The following is a 16,298-nucleotide window of genomic DNA, read 5'->3' on the forward strand; positions in this document are numbered from 1 at the left end:
TGAAATGCAGTTTCGTGTTTGGCTTGGCGATTGGCGGCGGACCGGATACGGGATATGCCCTAATGAACCGCACAATGCGGCCAGTCTGGGGCGCATCGGCCCCGGTTCCCGGTCCCGGAAGGGGCCGGCGGAGAGCGAAATAGCAGATATCCATGGTTGAGGCGACCTTGAGAAACCGGCTGGGACAATGGCTGGAGCCGTCCCGTCGCAGCGATGTTCCCCCGTTCATGGTGATGGACGTGATGGCGGCCGCGGCGCGAATCGAGGCGGCCGGCGGCCATGTCATCCCCATGGAGGTGGGCCAGCCCGCAGCATCCGCTCCCAGGACGGCGATTGCGGCCGCGCACGCGGCCCTCGACACCGGGCGGATCGACTACACCTCCGCGCTCGGCATCCCCAGCTTGCGCGAGCGCATCGCCCGCCATTACCGCGATGCCTATGGCTGCACGGTCAGCCCCGACAGGGTGGTCGTCACCACGGGGTCCTCCGGCGGATTCATCCTCGCATTCCTGTCGATGTTCGAGCCCGGCGACCGGGTCGCGGTCACGGTGCCCGGCTATCCGCCGTACCGCCACATCCTCACCGCGCTCGGCTGCGAGCCGGTGCTGATCGAGACCACGAACGAGACGCGTCATGCGCTGACCGGCGAGGCCTTGCTGGCCGCCCATCGCAAGGCGCCGCTGAAGGGCGTGCTGGTCGGCAGCCCGGCCAATCCCACGGGAACGATGATGTCGAAACAGGCGCTGTCGAGCCTGATCGCAGCGGCGGAAGGCGCGCGGATCCGCTTCATCTCGGACGAGATCTATCACGGGCTCGACTATGCGTTCCAGGCCGTTACGGCAGCCGCGTTGTCCGAGCAGGCGCTCGTCATCAACTCCTTCTCGAAATATTTTTGCATGACGGGCTGGCGCGTCGGCTGGATGGTCGTGCCGGAGATCCTGGTCCGGCCGATCGAGCGGTTGCAGCAGAACCTGTCGATCTCGGTGCCGGCGCTGTCGCAGATCGCGGCCGAAGCGGCTTTCGACGGCGCGGCAGAGATGGAGGAGATCAAGCACGGCTACCAGGAGAACCGCCGCATCCTGATCGAGGGCTTGCCGAAGGCGGGGCTGACTCGGTTCCTGCCCGCGGACGGCGCATTTTACCTCTATGCCGACGTCTCCGACTTCACCTCCGACAGTTTTGCCTTTGCCCAGGAGATGCTGGAGAAGGCCCATGTTGCGGCGACCCCGGGCATCGATTTCGACCCGGTTCACGGCCGCTCGTTCATCCGCTTCTCCTACGCCCGCTCGGCCGAGGAGATGCGCGAGGCGGTCGAGCGCATCGCCCGCTGGCTGCGTTAGCGCTGTCAATTTAACTGCAGGCCCACTTCAAGCGGCAGGCGGCATTGACTCTGTCCGCCTAATGGAATTTGGGTGAGCACAAGGGACAAACGCCGTTCACGGGGAGGAACAACTTCATGGCTGAAGCGATCGCAACCGGAGCGCCTGCAGTGCGAGAGACTGCGGCAAAGCCCTGGTACAAGGTTCTCTACGTTCAGGTTCTGATCGCCATCGTCCTCGGTGCCATCGTCGGCTGGCTGTGGCCGACCCTTGCCACCAACGAGTGGATCAAGGCGATGGGCGACGGCTTCATCAAGCTGATCAAGATGGTGATCGCGCCGATCATCTTCTGCACCGTGGTATCCGGTATTGCGCATATCCAGGATGCCAAGAAGGTCGGACGCATCGGCGTCAAGGCGCTGGTTTATTTCGAGGTCGTCTCCACCTTCGCCCTCGTCATAGGCCTCGTGGTCGGCAACCTCGTGAGGCCGGGCGCCGGTTTTGGCAATGCGGCGGCGAACGCGCAGGCCGTTGCCGGCTTCGCCAAGCAGGCGGAGGCGCAGAGGTCGGTCGACTTCGTGCTGCACATCATTCCCGACACCGTGGTGGGGGCGTTCGCGCAGGGCGAAATCCTCCAGGTGCTCTTGTTCTCGGTGCTGTTCGGCTTCGCGATCATGAGCCTCGGCGAGCGCGGCCACACCATCCGCTCGTTCATCGACGACGCCGCCCACGCCGTGTTCGGCGTCATCTCCATCGTGATGCGCGCAGCCCCGATCGGCGCCTTCGGTGCGATGGCCTATACCATCGGCAAATTCGGCACCGGCGCGATCCTCAATCTGATCGGGCTGATCGCGACGTTCTACCTGACGGCGGCGCTGTTCGTGTTCGTCGTGCTCGGTATCATCGCGCGGACGGCGGGGTTCTCGATCTTCAAGTTCCTCGCCTACATCAAGGACGAGCTCTTGATCGTGCTCGGCACCTCGTCCTCGGAAAGCGCGTTGCCGTCCTTGATGGAGAAGCTCGAACGGCTCGGCTGCTCGAAGTCGGTAGTCGGCCTCGTGGTGCCCACGGGTTACTCGTTCAACCTCGACGGCACCAACATCTACATGACGCTGGCGACGCTGTTCATTGCGCAGGCGCTCGGCTTCGATCTCTCCTTCAGCCAGCAACTCACGATCCTGGTCGTGGCGATGCTGACCTCGAAGGGCGCTTCCGGCATCACTGGCGCGGGCTTCATCACGCTGGCTGCGACGCTGGCGGTGGTCGATCCGCGCCTCGTGCCGGGCATGGCGATCGTGCTCGGCATCGACAAGTTCATGAGCGAATGCCGCGCGCTGACCAATCTCTGCGGCAACGGCGTCGCCTGCGTGATCGTTGCCTGGTGGGAGGGCGAGCTCGACCGCGACAAGCTCAACGCCAACCTCGCCAAGCAGATCGATCCGACCGACATGGAGACGGCGATCACAACGGATTAGTCGTCTCGGTTGATGGCAATGCCTGGGATGCTCAGGTCCGCTTCTTCCCGAATCGGACCTGAGCGTTCGCCCTGCCGGTCAACCTTTGCGGACATTCGCCAGGAATCGATCGAGCTCATGGCGCAGCTTGGTGCTTCCGGCTGAAAGCGTCTGGGCCGAAGCCAGGATATCGCCGGAGGCCACGCTGGTCTGTCGCGTTCCCTGGTTGACCGCATCGATGTCGGTTGTGACGTCCCGCATGCCGTTTGCGACGCGCTGCACGTTCTGCGCGATCTCCTGTGTGGCAAGGCCCTGTTGCTGAACCGCGTTGGCGATCGCCGAGCAGATGCCCGAGATTTCGTCGATGGTGCCGCCGATGGTCTTGATGGCCCCGACCGATTCATCGGTCGTCTGCTGAAGTTCGGAGATCTGTGATGAAATGTCGTCGGTCGCATGCGCTGTTTGCGCGGCCAGCGATTTCACCTCGGACGCGACGATGGCGAAGCCGCGACCCGCGTCGCCGGCGCGCGCGGCCTCGATGGTTGCGTTCAACGCCAGCAAATTTGTCTGCTCGGCGATCGCGGTAATCAGCTTGACGACGTCGCCGATCTGTTGCGTTGCACGCGTCAGCCTTGCAATCCGCTCGTTGGTCTCGGTCGCCTGGATGACTGCGCGTGCCGCGATCTGTCTGGATTCCTCGGCACGGAGTCCGATCTCCGTGACCGACGCGGAGAGCTGTTCTGTCGCCGAAGCGACGGCCTGGACGTTCGACGATGCGTCGCGAGAGACCTGCGCGACGCGCCCGGTCAAATCCTTCGTCAACCCGACCGTGCTCGTCAATGTATTTGCGGCAGAGCCGAGTTGCCTGGCCGAAGTCGAGACGTCGGTCACGATGGCTCCGACCGCGGCCTCGAATTCTTCGGCAAACCGGTGGAGTTCGCGACGGCGCTCGTCGCGGCTCGACCTGCTCATCGCGTCGCGCTCGGTTGCGTCACGCTCCGCCTTGGTGACGGCACGGCTCTTGAAGTCCTCGACCGCAGCGGCCATCTGGCCGATCTCGTCGCGGCGGCCGAGTCCCGGCAGAACGACGTCAAAATTGCCTTCGGCCAGCTCGCGCATGGCCTTGCACAGCCGGGTCATCGGGCGGGAAATCCCGCGACCCAGGACGAAGGCGAGCAGGCCGCCGATCACGGTTGTCGCCGCGGCAAGGCCAACAACGAAGGTCCGCGTCGTCGAGATCAAGGCCTCGGTCTCGCGCTGGATCGCGCTCTCCTCGGAGATCGAGCGGCTTCGGACCTGCCCGGCGTCGGCCACGATGCGACCCGTCAAGCGGTCCATGTCCTTGAGCAGCGCGTCGATATTGGCGGATACCGAGACCATCTCGTCGAACGCCTTGCGATAGGTCGCAAGCTGATCGTTCAGTGCCGTGATCCTGCGCGACATCATGGCGCTCGGAGAGCGGATGTCGCCGATGGTCTTCTCCAGCGCCTTGAGCCGTTCGGTCGCGGCGCCTGCGCTGGTCTCGTCGTAGCGCACCAGCATGGCGTTGATCGCCGTCGCGAGCGACGCGAATTGCGTGGTCGCTTCCTTGGCCCCGGCCTGGATGCTGGCCACGTCCGCGAGCATTGCCGCCTCGCCGAGCTCCTCGATCTTCTGCTTCAGCCCGGTTGCGTCGCGGGCGATGGCGGCTGTGGCGGACTTGTAACTGTCGCGCTTGGCGTCAACGATGCGCGCGAACAGCTTGGTTGCGGTTTCGAAGTTGTCGGACAGCCCGTTGAGAACCTGCTGGCGCTGGGGATCCTCGGTCTGGCGCAGCGATTCCTGAATTGTAGTCCGCAAGACGGACTCGGCCTTCAGTGCCTTTGCTGCGTCTGCTTCGTCGCCGGTGGCGACAAAGTAGCGCGTGCCAAACTGGTAGGCGGCGGCATCCCGATCGATCGCCTGGGCGGATATGCCTTCGGCAACGCTCGACCGATAAGCCGTAAATCCGGTCGAGACCTTGCCGTAGCCGAGCGCGGCGACTGCCGTCACGACAATGGAGAGTGTGAGAACAGAGACGAAGCCAAGGACGATCTTGGTCTGAAATGATGCATGTCCGAGGAAGGTTCCTCGACCGGCCCTCGCGCCGCCATCCGCCATGGACTGCCCCCGTTCGATTCGCATTTCCGCCCGCGAGCGCAAGCGTTTGGCATCCGAAATCTGGTGTCAATGACCGCGACGACGGTGGTCCATAACACGATGTTAAGGAGCGTTTGGGGACCTCTCGAAGCGTAGCGGGTCGCGACATGTAGATCGCCCGCCGGAATCGGCGCTGTCGTCCGTTTGACCTGCATCTGGCTTCTCGGGTGATGGGACGGACGGCATCGTGAGCACGGCGGCGGTCGATCGAATTCTGTTGCAGGCGGTTGGGCACTACGAAGCAGGGCGGGTGGAGCAGGCCGGTGCGCTCTGCGCCGGGCTCCTGGAGAAGCATCCGGACCATTTGCCGGCGCTGCACCTGTCCGCAATTATCGCTTTCGTCTCCGATCGGGTCGCGGACGGGGTGACGCTGCTCGGCCGCGTGTTCGGCCTCGATCCGGATCACGCGCCGGCGCTGGTCACGCTGGGCGATGCGCTTGCGGTCAAGGGCGAGCATGACGGCGCGGTGGCGGCGTTTGGGCGCGCGCTGCTCCGGCGGCCGCACGATGCCAGCCTGTACAACAAGCTCGGCATCGCCCTCTGCGAACTGTCGCGCCTTGCCGAGGCCGAGGCGGCTTATCGCCGTGCCATCGAGCTCGATCCTCAGCGTCGCGGCGTCTGGCTCAATCTCGGCAATGTGCTGGTCGACATGGGGCAGATTGAGGAGGCAATCGCCGCCTATCGTCGCGCGCTGGAGGCTGATCCCGACGATGTGGGCCTGCTCCGCAACCTCGGCGCCGCGCTTTATCGCCGGGGCCTGCTCGAGGACGCGCTTCTCCACTATCGGCGCGCAACCGAACTTGCGCCGGACCATGCGCCAGCGCTGCGCCTGCTCGGCCTCGTCCTGCATGAGGCCGGCCATCTGCGGGAGGCGGTCGAGGTCTACCGGCGGACGATCGCGCGCGACGATGTCGACTACGTCATCGCAAGCAATCTCGGCGCCTGCCTCTGCGAGCTCGGCGCGTTCGACGAGGCGATTGCGGCTTGCGAGCGCGCGCTGGCGCTCAGGTCCGATCACGCGCCGGCTCACACCAATCTCGGCATCATCTTCGAGAAGCAGAACCGGGTCGAGGCCGCCGTGGCCGCGCATCGGCGTGCGGTCGCCGCCGATCCCGCCTACGCCAAGGGCCATGCCAATCTCGCGGTCGCGCTGCGCAATGCCGGCGAAATCGACGAGGCGCTCGCGGTCTCGCATCGCTCCGTCGCGCTCGATCCGGCACAGCCGCTAGCGCAATATAACCACGCGCATTTCCTGCTGCTGAATGGTGATTTCGCAGCCGGCTTCGAGGCCTATCGGTGGCGGCGCAAATGCAAGACGCACTGCGAAGGCGATCCGGTGTTTTCCGAGCCGGAATGGCTGGGCGAGCCGCTCGCGGGACGCACGCTGCTGCTGTTCGCCGAATTCGGGCTTGGCGATGCCCTGCAATTCGTCCGCTATCTGCCGATGGTGGGTACGATGGGCGGCAAGATCATCCTGCAGGTGCAGCCGGCGCTCGCTGCGTTGTTGCGAACGATGACCGACGCCACGGTGATCGCGCGCGGCGAGCCGCTGCCGCCGTTCGACCTGCAACTGCCGCTGATGAGCCTGCCGCTTGTGTTCGGCACCACGCTCGACACGATTCCGGCCGAGGTGCCGTATCTGCAACCGGATCCGGCGAAGCTGGCGCGCTGGCGCTCTGCGCTTGATGGTGTGACTGCGCTCAAGGTCGGTGTGGTCTGGGCCGGCAATCCCAGGCACAAGGGCGACCATCAACGTTCGCTGCCGGCGGAAGCCGTGCTGCCGCGTCTGGTCACACCTGGCGTGCAGCTCTACAGCCTGCAAAAGGAGCCGCGGCCCAGTGACGTTCCGGTGCTATCCGCGCTGGGTGCCGACATCGTCGATCTTGCGCCCGCGCTCGGTGATTTTGCCGACACGGCGGCGGCGGTCGCAGCACTCGATCTCGTCATCGCCGTGGATACGTCGGTTGCGCATCTGGCCGGTGCGCTCGGCCGCCCGGTGTGGATGCTGCTGCCTTACGCACTGGACTGGCGCTGGCTGCGCGATCGCGAGGACAGCCCCTGGTATCCGACCATGCGGCTGTATCGCCAGGAGAAGCCGCAAGCCTGGGACGGCGTGCTGACGCGCGTCTCCGCCGAGCTCGCGCGGCTCGGGGAGGAGCGACAGCTCATCAAGCGCGGTTAGAACCGATCCACCCGATACGGCGTGGGATCGATGGAGGTGGCCCCGCCATTCATCATCTCTGCGAGCAGGCGGCCGGTCGCGGGCCCGAGCGTAAAGCCCTGGTGGCCGTGACCGAAGTCGAGCCAGAGACCGCGATGACGCGGCGCCGGTCCCAGCACCGGCAGCATGTCCGGCGTGCAGGGCCGCGTGCCGAACCATGGCTCGGGCTCGACGCGCGTTCCGAGATCGAGCAATGTTCGCGCGGCGGCTTCGGCATGGCCGAGCTGGATCGGGGTCGCCGGCGCGTCCGGGCTCGTCAGCTCCGCGCCTGTGGTGATGCGGATGCCCTTGGCCATCGGTGCCATGGCATAGCCGAGCGCGGTGTCGACCAGCGGCAGGTCGAGCGAGGTGCCGCCGTGATAGTGCATGTGGTAGCCGCGCTTGCGCACCAGCGGCACGCGGTAGCCGAACCTTTGCAAAAGATCGGGCGACCAGGGGCCGAGCGAAACCACGGCGGCTTCGGCGTCGATGCGCCCTTCGTCGGTGTCGACCGACCAGCCTGACGACGTTTCGCCGAGCGTCTGCGCGTCGCCGTGCAACAGCCTGCCGCCGAGCCGCTGGAACAGGCGCGCATAGGCCGCAACCAGGCCGCCGGGATCCGACACGGTCCAGGGCTCGAGCCAGTGGATGGCACCGGGCAGGTCGTCGCGCAGCAGCGGCTCGGCCTTGGCGAGCTCGTTTCCATCGAGCACGCGGAACTGCACGCCGTACTCGCGCTGGTTCTCCTCCGCGGCCTTGATCGCAAGCTCGAACGCCGCGGGATCGCGATGGAGCAGGCGATAGCCGGCGCGGCGGACGAGGTTGTCGGCATAAGCCTCGCGGATCAGGACGTCGTGCTCGGGCGTGGCGTAGGCGATCAGCCGCGCCCAGGCGGCGGTGGCCTCGCGATGACGCCGCGGCGCGGAGTGCCACCAGTAACGCAGCAGGGGCTCGATATGCTGGGAGAGCGCGGCCAGGCGATAGCGCACATCATTGGTGCGGCCCATCGCGATGCGTAACAGCGTGCCGAGATCGCGCGGCATCGGATAGGGGCGGACGGCTTCGCTCTGGACGATGCCGGCATTGCCGTAGCTGGTTTCCTGTCCGGGCTCCCTGCGGTCGACCAGCGTGACCGACCAGCCGCTGCGTTGGAGGTGCAGCGCCGCCGAGACCCCCACCATGCCGCCGCCGAGGACGATGACGCTCTTCATTGCCGACGACCTTCCAAATCAAAAACCGCCCGGCGCGAGCCGGGCGGTTTGGTATTGCGTGGCTAGCCTATTCGCCGCCGCCGAAACGGCGCGACCACCAGCCGGCGCGACGCGGCTGCGCCGGCGGTTCGGCAGTCTCGGTGGCCGGGGCGGGCGTGACAGGCGGCTCGACCTGCGTCGGTGCCTGCGTGACGGGCGCGCCGGGCTCGGCCTGGCTGCTGGTCATGAAGCTGACCTTCTCGCGCACCGTGGAACGGCGGCGGGCGGCCTTGTCATTCTCGGACGAAGCTTCTTCCGTTGCAGCCTCTGCGACCGGTTCGGACGGGGCCGGCTCCGGCTCAACGGGTGGCGGTTGAACGGTCACCTCGGCGATCGTCTCGGTTTGCGCAATCGAAGGCGAAGCCTGCGGCGCAAAACCGTCGAAATCAGCAACCGCTTCGGTCGCCTCGGACGGTGCATTGGCGCTCAACTCGTCTGAGATCGATCCGGCAAGCCCTTCATCCGGTCCGCCGCGCCGGCGGCGTCCGCCACGGCGTCCACGCCGGCGACGGCGCTCGCCGCCACCCTGCTGCTCGCCGCGCCCCAGATTGGCCTCCTCGGACTCCTCGCCATCCTGCTCGGTGTCGCCATCCTCGTCGGCTTCAGCCGCCGCCAAGGCAGGTTCGGGCAGGGTGGGCGCGGTGTCCTCGCGCAACTCGCCATCGCGCTGGCCACCGCGGCCGCGGCGGCGGCGGCGGCGCTTGCGGCGCTGGCCGTCCTGCTCGGGGGCTGCGTCGCCTGCGGCCTGCTCGTCGGCGAGACCTTCGGTCTCGTCGGTCTCGACCTCGGATTCGGTCTCGATGTCGAACAGATCCTCGTCGTCATAGGCCTCTTCAGGCAATGGCGGCGGGCTCGCCGCAGCCTGGGCCGCCAGCAGCGCCTTGGCGGCCTCAAGCGTGTGGACCTGCTCGCCGCGATCGATGAGATAGGCCTGCGGTCCGCTGACGCTGGGATCGGCGATGATCGACAGCGTGACCTTGAAGCTGTTTTCGAGGTCGCGCAGATGGCCGCGCTTGTGGTTCAGCACATAGAGCGCGACGTCGGTGCGGGTGCGGACCACGAGGTTGTGGGTCGCGCCCTTCATCAGGATTTCTTCAAGCCCGCGCAGGAGCTGCAGCGCGACCGAGGAGACCGAGCGGACATGGCCGGTGCCACCGCAATGCGGGCATGGATCGGTCGACGATTCCAGCACGCTGGCGCGGATGCGCTGGCGCGACATTTCCAGCAAGCCAAAGTGCGAGATACGGCCGACCTGGATGCGCGCGCGGTCCTGCCGCAGGCAGTCGGAGAGTTTTCGCTCCACCGCGCGGTTGTTGCGCTTCTCGTCCATGTCGATGAAGTCGATGACGATCAGGCCGGCGAGGTCGCGCAGGCGGAGCTGGCGGGCGACCTCTTCGGCCGCCTCCAGATTGGTCTTGAGCGCGGTATCCTCGATATGGTGCTCGCGTGTCGAGCGGCCGGAGTTGACGTCGATCGAGACCAGTGCCTCGGTCTGGTTGATCACGACATAGCCGCCGGAGCGCAACTGCACGGTCGGCGAGAACATCGCATCGAGCTGGCTTTCGACGCCCATCCGCGAGAACAGCGGCTGGCCATCGCGATACTGCCTGACAGCGCTGACATTGGCGGGCATCAGCATCTTCATGAAGTCGCGCGCTTCGCGGTAGCCGGCTTCGCCCGCCACCTGGATCTCGTCGATCTCCTTGTTGTAGAGGTCGCGCAGCGAGCGCTTGATCAGTGAGCCTTCCTCATAGACGAGGGTCGGGGCCTGCGACTTGAGCGTCAGGTCGCGCACCGTCTCCCACATCCGGATCAGGTATTCGAAGTCGCGCTTGATCTCGGGCTTGGTGCGGGAGGCGCCCGCCGTGCGCAGGATGATGCCCATGCCCTCGGGCACGTCGAGATCCTGCACCACTTCCTTCAGGCGCGAACGATCCTGGGCAGAGGTGATCTTGCGGCTGATGCCGCCGCCGCGCGCGGTGTTGGGCATCAGGACGGCATAGCGGCCGGCGAGCGACAGATAGGTCGTCAGCGCCGCGCCCTTGTTGCCGCGCTCTTCCTTAACGACCTGGACCAGCATCACCTGGCGGCGCTTGATGACTTCCTGGATCTTGTACTGGCGGCGCGGGCGGAAGGTGCGCTCCGGCACTTCTTCGAGCACATCGTCACCGCCGACGGATTCGACAACCTCTTCCTCGGCCTCTTCGCCGTCGTCATCGTCCTCGCCGTCAGCTTCCGCTTCGGTCGATTCCAGTTGCGGGGGGGCGCCGTCATGGTCGGCTGCGTAGACGGCATCTGCCGGCTCGACGGCCGCGGTGACGGCTTCGGCCAGCGCTTCGGCGTGTGCCTCGTGCGCGGACGCTTCCGAGGTCGCCTCTTGCGGCTCCGCGGCGGCTACCGCGCTCGGGGCTTCCTCCGTGCTCTGAGGCGCGGGTTCGGTTTCTGCAACCGCAACGGCCTCGGCCGCCTGCGGCGCGTCGGTGGGCTCGCGATCCTCGTGCTGGCCGTGATGATCATGGTCGTCATGATCGTGGTCATGATCGTGGTCATGGTCATGGTCGTGATGATCGTGGCCGTGGTCGTCGTGATCATGGGCCGCGAATTCGTGATGCTCGGCGTCGGCATGCGGAGGCGCACCGTCCTGCACGGCGGCTTCCGCCGGCAATTCGCCTTCGGTCGGCTGTGCGGCGGGATCGGCGCCGGCCTCGAGGCCTTCGACGATGTCGCTGCGGACGCGATCGCCATGGCCGCGGCGGCGCGCATTACGGTGACGCGAACGGCGACGGTTATGGGAACGACTCTCGTGCTCCTCTTCGGCCTCACGATGGGCCTGTTCGTCGGCCTCGATCAGCGCCTGCCGGTCCGCGACCGGGATCTGGTAGTAGTCGGGATGGATTTCGCTGAAGGCAAGGAAGCCGTGGCGGTTGCCGCCATATTCAACGAAGGCGGCCTGAAGGGACGGTTCGACCCGTGTGACCTTGGCGAGGTAGATATTTCCGCGCAGTTGCTTGCGTTGCGCGGTCTCGAAATCAAACTCTTCGACGCGATTGCCGCGGACCACGACAACCCGGGTCTCTTCCGGGTGGGTGGCATCGATCAACATCTTGTTGGGCATGTCTTAGCTCTCGGCGGCGGCGGGCGCGGTTCACCGTGGGCGCGTATCGCGCCGCCGGGTGACGCGACGGTCCACCTGATTCGGGGGTGAGGGGAAGGCCAAAACGCCCTCGCTCGCGCCGCTCCGAACGGGAAGCCGAAGGCGCAATGGGACGCGTGGAGATGTCGCTCCGCGGCGTCGCGAATTGTCCTTCAGATTTCGTCGGCACAGTCTGGCGCATCAAGCGTCGGCCCGTATGAAAACTTGGGCGGCGAGGGTGCCGCCCCTTGATCTGTCGCTGCTGGCCAGGTGTGGCGCCAAAGCGCTCGCCTGAGGAGGAACAACCGGCCCCATGCTCGGGACTGGGGTTAGGGGCCGCGCCGCCTGTCAGACCCGTCCCTGGACCTTAAGTGGTAACCTGGGACCGTCGCCGCCGGAGCTGGAACCCGTCCAAACCTCGCTGCCGCGCGCCGCGCTGGCCTTGAAGGAGGACGGAAAACGCTGGAATTCCCAAACCTTGAGAGCTCCGGCGCTGCACCGGGAGGCTGATTGCGACACAACCGGAAATATTGGCCGTCAGCACCTCGTACATACGTGGAATGCGACCTTCGTGCAAGGGAGCGTCGCTCGGCGGTCACAGTCGCCGATATTTGGTAGGGGAACGTTAAGAGCCGATTAACCCTGTGGTTCTATTGCGATAAAAGGGCTGCTCGGAGGCACGGAATCGGTGGCGAGCCGCGCAAATCAACGTCTTTTGCTGGGGTGTGCGCTGCTGTGCGCCGCGGCATTGCCGTGCGCCGATTCGAGTTCGCTCAGAGCTGCCGAAGGTGCGCCGCAAGCTGCTGTCGCGGCGTCGAATTTCCCGGTCGCGACGGGGGCGCGCCTGGCCGGCGATGCCAAGCAGACCCGCTTCATCCTCGATCTCGACCAGACCATCACCTTCCGTGCCTTCACGTTGGGCGATCCTTACCGGGTGGTGGTCGACATTCCCCAAATCAACTTCCAGCTTCCCGCAGGTGCGGGTGCGAGCGGGCGGGGACTGGTCAAGGCGTTCCGCTACGGCTTGGTGATGCCCGGCGGCTCGCGAATCGTGGTGGACCTGACCGGGCCCTCCAAGATCGCCAACTCCTATGTGCTCGAAGCGGCCAACGGCCAGCCGGCGCGGCTGGTGCTGGAGCTCGAGGAGGTGGATCGCGCCGCCTTCAGCCAGTCGCTGGCACCTGAGAGCCGCGCGGCCTTGCGGCCGGGCACAGCGGAGGCTGCGCCCGCCACGGTGGCGGCAAAACCCGAGCCCACCCAACAACAGAAGCCCGCTGCGCCGGTCGACTCGCGGCCCGTGGTTGTCATCGACCCCGGCCATGGCGGTCTGGACAACGGCACCCAGTCCAGCGGCGAGAGCGAGAAGAACCTGGTGCTCGCCTTTGGCCTCGCACTACGCGACCGGCTGGAGAAGAACGGCAAGTACAAGGTCGTCATGACCCGGGACGACGATACGTTCATCCCGCTGAACGACCGGGTGAAGGTTGCTCGCGGCCTCAATGCCGCGCTGTTCGTCTCGATCCACGCCGACGCCCTGCGGCGCTCGGAAGGCGATGCCCAGGGCGCCACGATCTACACGCTATCGGACAAGGCGTCCGACGCCGAGGCCGAGCGGTTGGCGGACGCTGAGAACCGGGCGGACGCCATCGGCGGGGTCAACCTCACCGACGAGCCGGTCGAGGTCGCCGACATCCTGATCGACCTGGCGCAGCGGGAAACCCGCACCTTTTCAAATCGCTTTGCCCGCCTCCTGATGGGGGAGATGAAGTCCACCGTGCGGATGCACAAGCATCCGCTTAAGTCGGCCGGATTCCGGGTGCTGAAGGCGCCCGACGTGCCGTCCGTCCTGGTGGAACTCGGCTACGTCTCGAACAAGAGCGATCTGGAGCATCTGGTCTCGGAGAGCTGGCGCTCCAAGACGGTGGCGTCGATGGCGCAGGCGATCGACGCGTTTCTGGCCAAGCGGCTGGCCACGGCCGGTCCGGGCAATTGAAAACGGAGCCTGGCGAGCCGCCCAAAGCCCTAGTTTGGCCACAGCGGGCGCCTTATAAAAACGGGATGAGGGGACCCGGAATCGGTGAGATCTCCCCCGGCAAGCGTGTTAGGGCTCGGCGCCCAGTGATGCTTATGACGTAGGCCGAAGACTTGGCTTCTTGAGGAAGAAGGCTTCGCTTCTTGAGGAAAGCGCCTTTTGCCGGCGCCAAAGGTTATTCAAGGGTTGGGACGGATAGACAGATAATGCGCTTGCTGGTGCGGTTTTTCGGTTTCCTGTTCGCCGCGGGAACAGTCGTCTTCCTGGTCGGCGTCGGAGCTGTGGCGGGCTTGATCTGGCATTTCTCCAAGGACTTGCCGGACTACTCTCAGCTTCAGGATTACGAGCCGCCGGTGATGACTCGCGTGCATGCGGTCGACGGTTCGCTCGTTGGCGAATACGCCAAGGAGCGGCGGCTGTATCTGCCGATCCAGGCGGTGCCAAAACTCGTGATCAACGCCTTCCTCGCCGCCGAGGACAAGAACTTCTACGAGCACGGCGGCATCGACTACACCGGCATGGCGCGCGCCGGCGTTGCCTACATTCAGAACTACGGATCCAACCGCCGCCCGCAGGGTGCCTCCACGATCACCCAGCAGGTTGCGAAGAACTTCCTCCTGACCAACGAGGTCTCGTTCGCACGCAAGATCAAGGAAGCCTTGCTGGCGATGCGCATCGAGCGCACCTATTCCAAGGACAAGATACTCGAATTGTATCTGAACGAGATCTATCTCGGCCTCGGCGCCTACGGCATCGCGGCCGCCTCGCTGGTCTATTTCGACAAGTCTGTCAACGAGCTCACGATCTCGGAGGCCGCCTATCTCGCCTCGCTGCCGAAGATGCCGGCGACGCTGCATCCCGTCCGCAATCGCGACCGCGCCATCGAGCGCCGCAACTACGTGATCGACCGCCTCGTCGAGAACGGCTGGATCAAGCAGGCCGACGCCGACAAGGCGCGCAAGGAACAGCTCGTCGTCGCCGGCCGCGGCAACGGCGCCCACACCTTCGCCGGCGAATATTTCGCGGAAGAAGTCCGCCGCGACATCTTCGAGCGTTATGGCGAGAAGAAGCTTTATGAAGGCGGCCTGTCGGTCCGCACCACGCTCGATCCCAAGATCCAGGTGATGGCGCGCAAGACCATGGTGACCGGCCTCGTCAATTACGATGAGCAGCAGGGCTATCGCGGCGCCGTCAGCAAGCTCGACATCTCCGGCGACTGGGGCGTGAAGCTCGCCGACGTCAAATCGCTCTCCGACATCTCGCCGTGGCGGATGGCGGTCGTGCTCGAGACCAGCGACCAGTCGGCGCGGATCGGCTTCCAGCCGGGTCGCGAACTCGGCGGCGCCATCAGCAAGCAGCGCGAGACCGGGCTGATCTCCATCGACGGCGTGAAATGGGCGCGGGCGACCGCGGGCAACGCAAAGGGCCGGCAGCCATCGTCGGTTGCGCAGGTGCTCCAGGCAGGCGACGTGATCTACGCCGATCCGCTCTACAAGGACGGCAACCCGGTCGAAGGCCAGTACCGTCTGCGCCAGATTCCCGAAGTGTCCGGTGCGATGGTGGTGATGGATCCCTGGACCGGCCGCGTGCTCGCCATGGTCGGCGGTTTCTCCTTCGACCAGAGCCAGTTCAACCGCGCCACCCAGGCCTATCGTCAGCCCGGCTCGTCGTTCAAGCCGATTGTCTATTCGGCCGCGCTCGATAACGGCTACACGCCGTCGACCGTCGTGGTCGACGCGCCGATCGAAATCGACCAGGGGCAGGGCGCCGGCGTCTGGCGGCCGGAAAACTTTGATGCCGGCAAGTACAACGGGCCGATGACCCTGCGTAACGCGCTGCGCCTGTCGCGCAACACGGTGACGGTGCGGCTCGCCCAGGACATTGGTATGCCCCTGATCGGCGAATATGCCCGGCGCTTGGGCGTCTATGATGAGTTGCCCAATTACCTGTCCTATTCGCTCGGCGCCGGGGAGACCACGGTGATGCGGATGGTCACGGCTTATTCGATGATCGCCAATGGCGGCCGCCGCGTGAAGCCGACCCTGATCGACCGCATCCAGGACCGTTACGGTCACACGGTCTTCAAGCACGACCAGCGCGAATGCCGCGGCTGCGACGCGCCTGGGGGCTGGAAGAACCAGGCGGAACCGCAACTGATCGACCGGCGCGAGCAGGTGCTCGACGCCATGACCGCCTATCAGATCACCGAGCTTCTGGAAGGCGTGGTCCAGGCCGGCACCGCCACCGTCATCAAGGAGGTCGGCAAGCCGATCGCCGGCAAGACGGGCACGACCAACGAGGCCAAGGATGCCTGGTTCGTCGGCTATTCGCCCGACATTGCTGTCGGCGTCTATATGGGTTTTGACAAGCCGCGTCCGCTCGGCCGGGGCAACGCTGCGACCGGCGGCCATCTCGCCGCTCCCATCGTGCGCGACTTCCTGAAGCTCGCGCTCGCCGACAAGCAGGCTGTTCCGTTCAAGGTGCCGGCCGGCATCAAGCTGATCCGCGTCGTCTCCAAGACCGGCATGCGCGCTGGTCCGGGCGAAACCGGCGGAACCATTCTCGAAGCCTTCAAGCCCGGCACCGCGCCGCCCGACAACTATTCGGTCATCGGCGTCGCCGACGCCGACGGACGGCTGCCGCAGCAGGCGCCGCCGGATTCCGGCTTCTTCATGCGGCCCGGCACCGGCGGATTGTACTGAGCCAACAGATTTGACGTGAACGAGCGGGCG

8 protein-coding genes are annotated in these 16,298 nt (G+C 65.8%); 5 read left to right on the top strand and 3 right to left on the bottom strand.

The annotated features are described in order from the left end of the window. Positions 1-152: 152 nt before the first annotated feature. Together JQ632_RS15870 and JQ632_RS15875 are read left to right on the top strand one after the other, a co-directional pair. Positions 153-1,340, top strand: a complete 1,188-nt coding sequence (locus JQ632_RS15870) for a pyridoxal phosphate-dependent aminotransferase (RefSeq protein ID WP_212403515.1) — start codon at positions 153-155, stop codon at positions 1,338-1,340. Between the two features lie 116 nt (positions 1,341-1,456). Further along, positions 1,457-2,794, top strand: coding sequence for a dicarboxylate/amino acid:cation symporter (locus JQ632_RS15875; RefSeq protein ID WP_212403516.1), 1,338 nt, complete (start codon positions 1,457-1,459; stop codon positions 2,792-2,794). Between the two features lie 78 nt (positions 2,795-2,872). Here JQ632_RS15875 and JQ632_RS15880 read toward each other — a convergent pair whose 3' ends face one another. Then, positions 2,873-4,912 (bottom strand): methyl-accepting chemotaxis protein, encoded by a 2,040-nt coding sequence (locus JQ632_RS15880; RefSeq protein ID WP_212403517.1) that lies wholly within the window; start codon positions 4,910-4,912, stop codon positions 2,873-2,875. A 226-nt stretch (positions 4,913-5,138) separates the two neighbouring features. Between JQ632_RS15880 and JQ632_RS15885 the strand changes: the two genes are divergently transcribed. Further along, positions 5,139-7,133 carry a tetratricopeptide repeat protein gene (locus JQ632_RS15885; protein WP_212403518.1) on the top strand — a complete coding sequence of 665 codons (1,995 nt, stop codon included), beginning with the start codon at positions 5,139-5,141 and terminating at the stop codon, positions 7,131-7,133. Here the strand turns inward: JQ632_RS15885 and JQ632_RS15890 are convergent. Both JQ632_RS15890 and JQ632_RS15895 read right to left on the bottom strand, forming a co-directional pair. Continuing rightward, complete coding sequence (locus JQ632_RS15890) at positions 7,130-8,362, bottom strand: FAD-binding oxidoreductase (RefSeq protein ID WP_212403519.1); 1,233 nt, start codon at positions 8,360-8,362, stop codon at positions 7,130-7,132. The two genes, JQ632_RS15885 and JQ632_RS15890, sit on opposite strands and share 4 nt — an antisense overlap. Before the next feature lie 67 nt (positions 8,363-8,429). Beyond that, positions 8,430-11,516, bottom strand: a complete 3,087-nt coding sequence (locus JQ632_RS15895) for a ribonuclease E/G (protein WP_212403520.1) — start codon at positions 11,514-11,516, stop codon at positions 8,430-8,432. 706 nt (positions 11,517-12,222) lie between these two features. On the opposite strand from JQ632_RS15895, the gene JQ632_RS15900 reads away from it, so the two are divergent. Beyond that, positions 12,223-13,527, top strand: coding sequence for an N-acetylmuramoyl-L-alanine amidase (locus tag JQ632_RS15900; RefSeq protein ID WP_212403521.1), 1,305 nt, complete (start codon positions 12,223-12,225; stop codon positions 13,525-13,527). A 245-nt stretch (positions 13,528-13,772) separates the two neighbouring features. Then, positions 13,773-16,268 carry a penicillin-binding protein 1A gene (locus JQ632_RS15905; protein WP_212403522.1) on the top strand — a complete coding sequence of 832 codons (2,496 nt, stop codon included), beginning with the start codon at positions 13,773-13,775 and terminating at the stop codon, positions 16,266-16,268. Positions 16,269-16,298: the final 30 nt, after the last annotated feature.

The sequence above is a fragment of the Bradyrhizobium liaoningense genome (assembly GCF_018130955.1).
Taxonomy (GTDB): Bacteria; Pseudomonadota; Alphaproteobacteria; order Rhizobiales; family Xanthobacteraceae; genus Bradyrhizobium; species Bradyrhizobium liaoningense_C.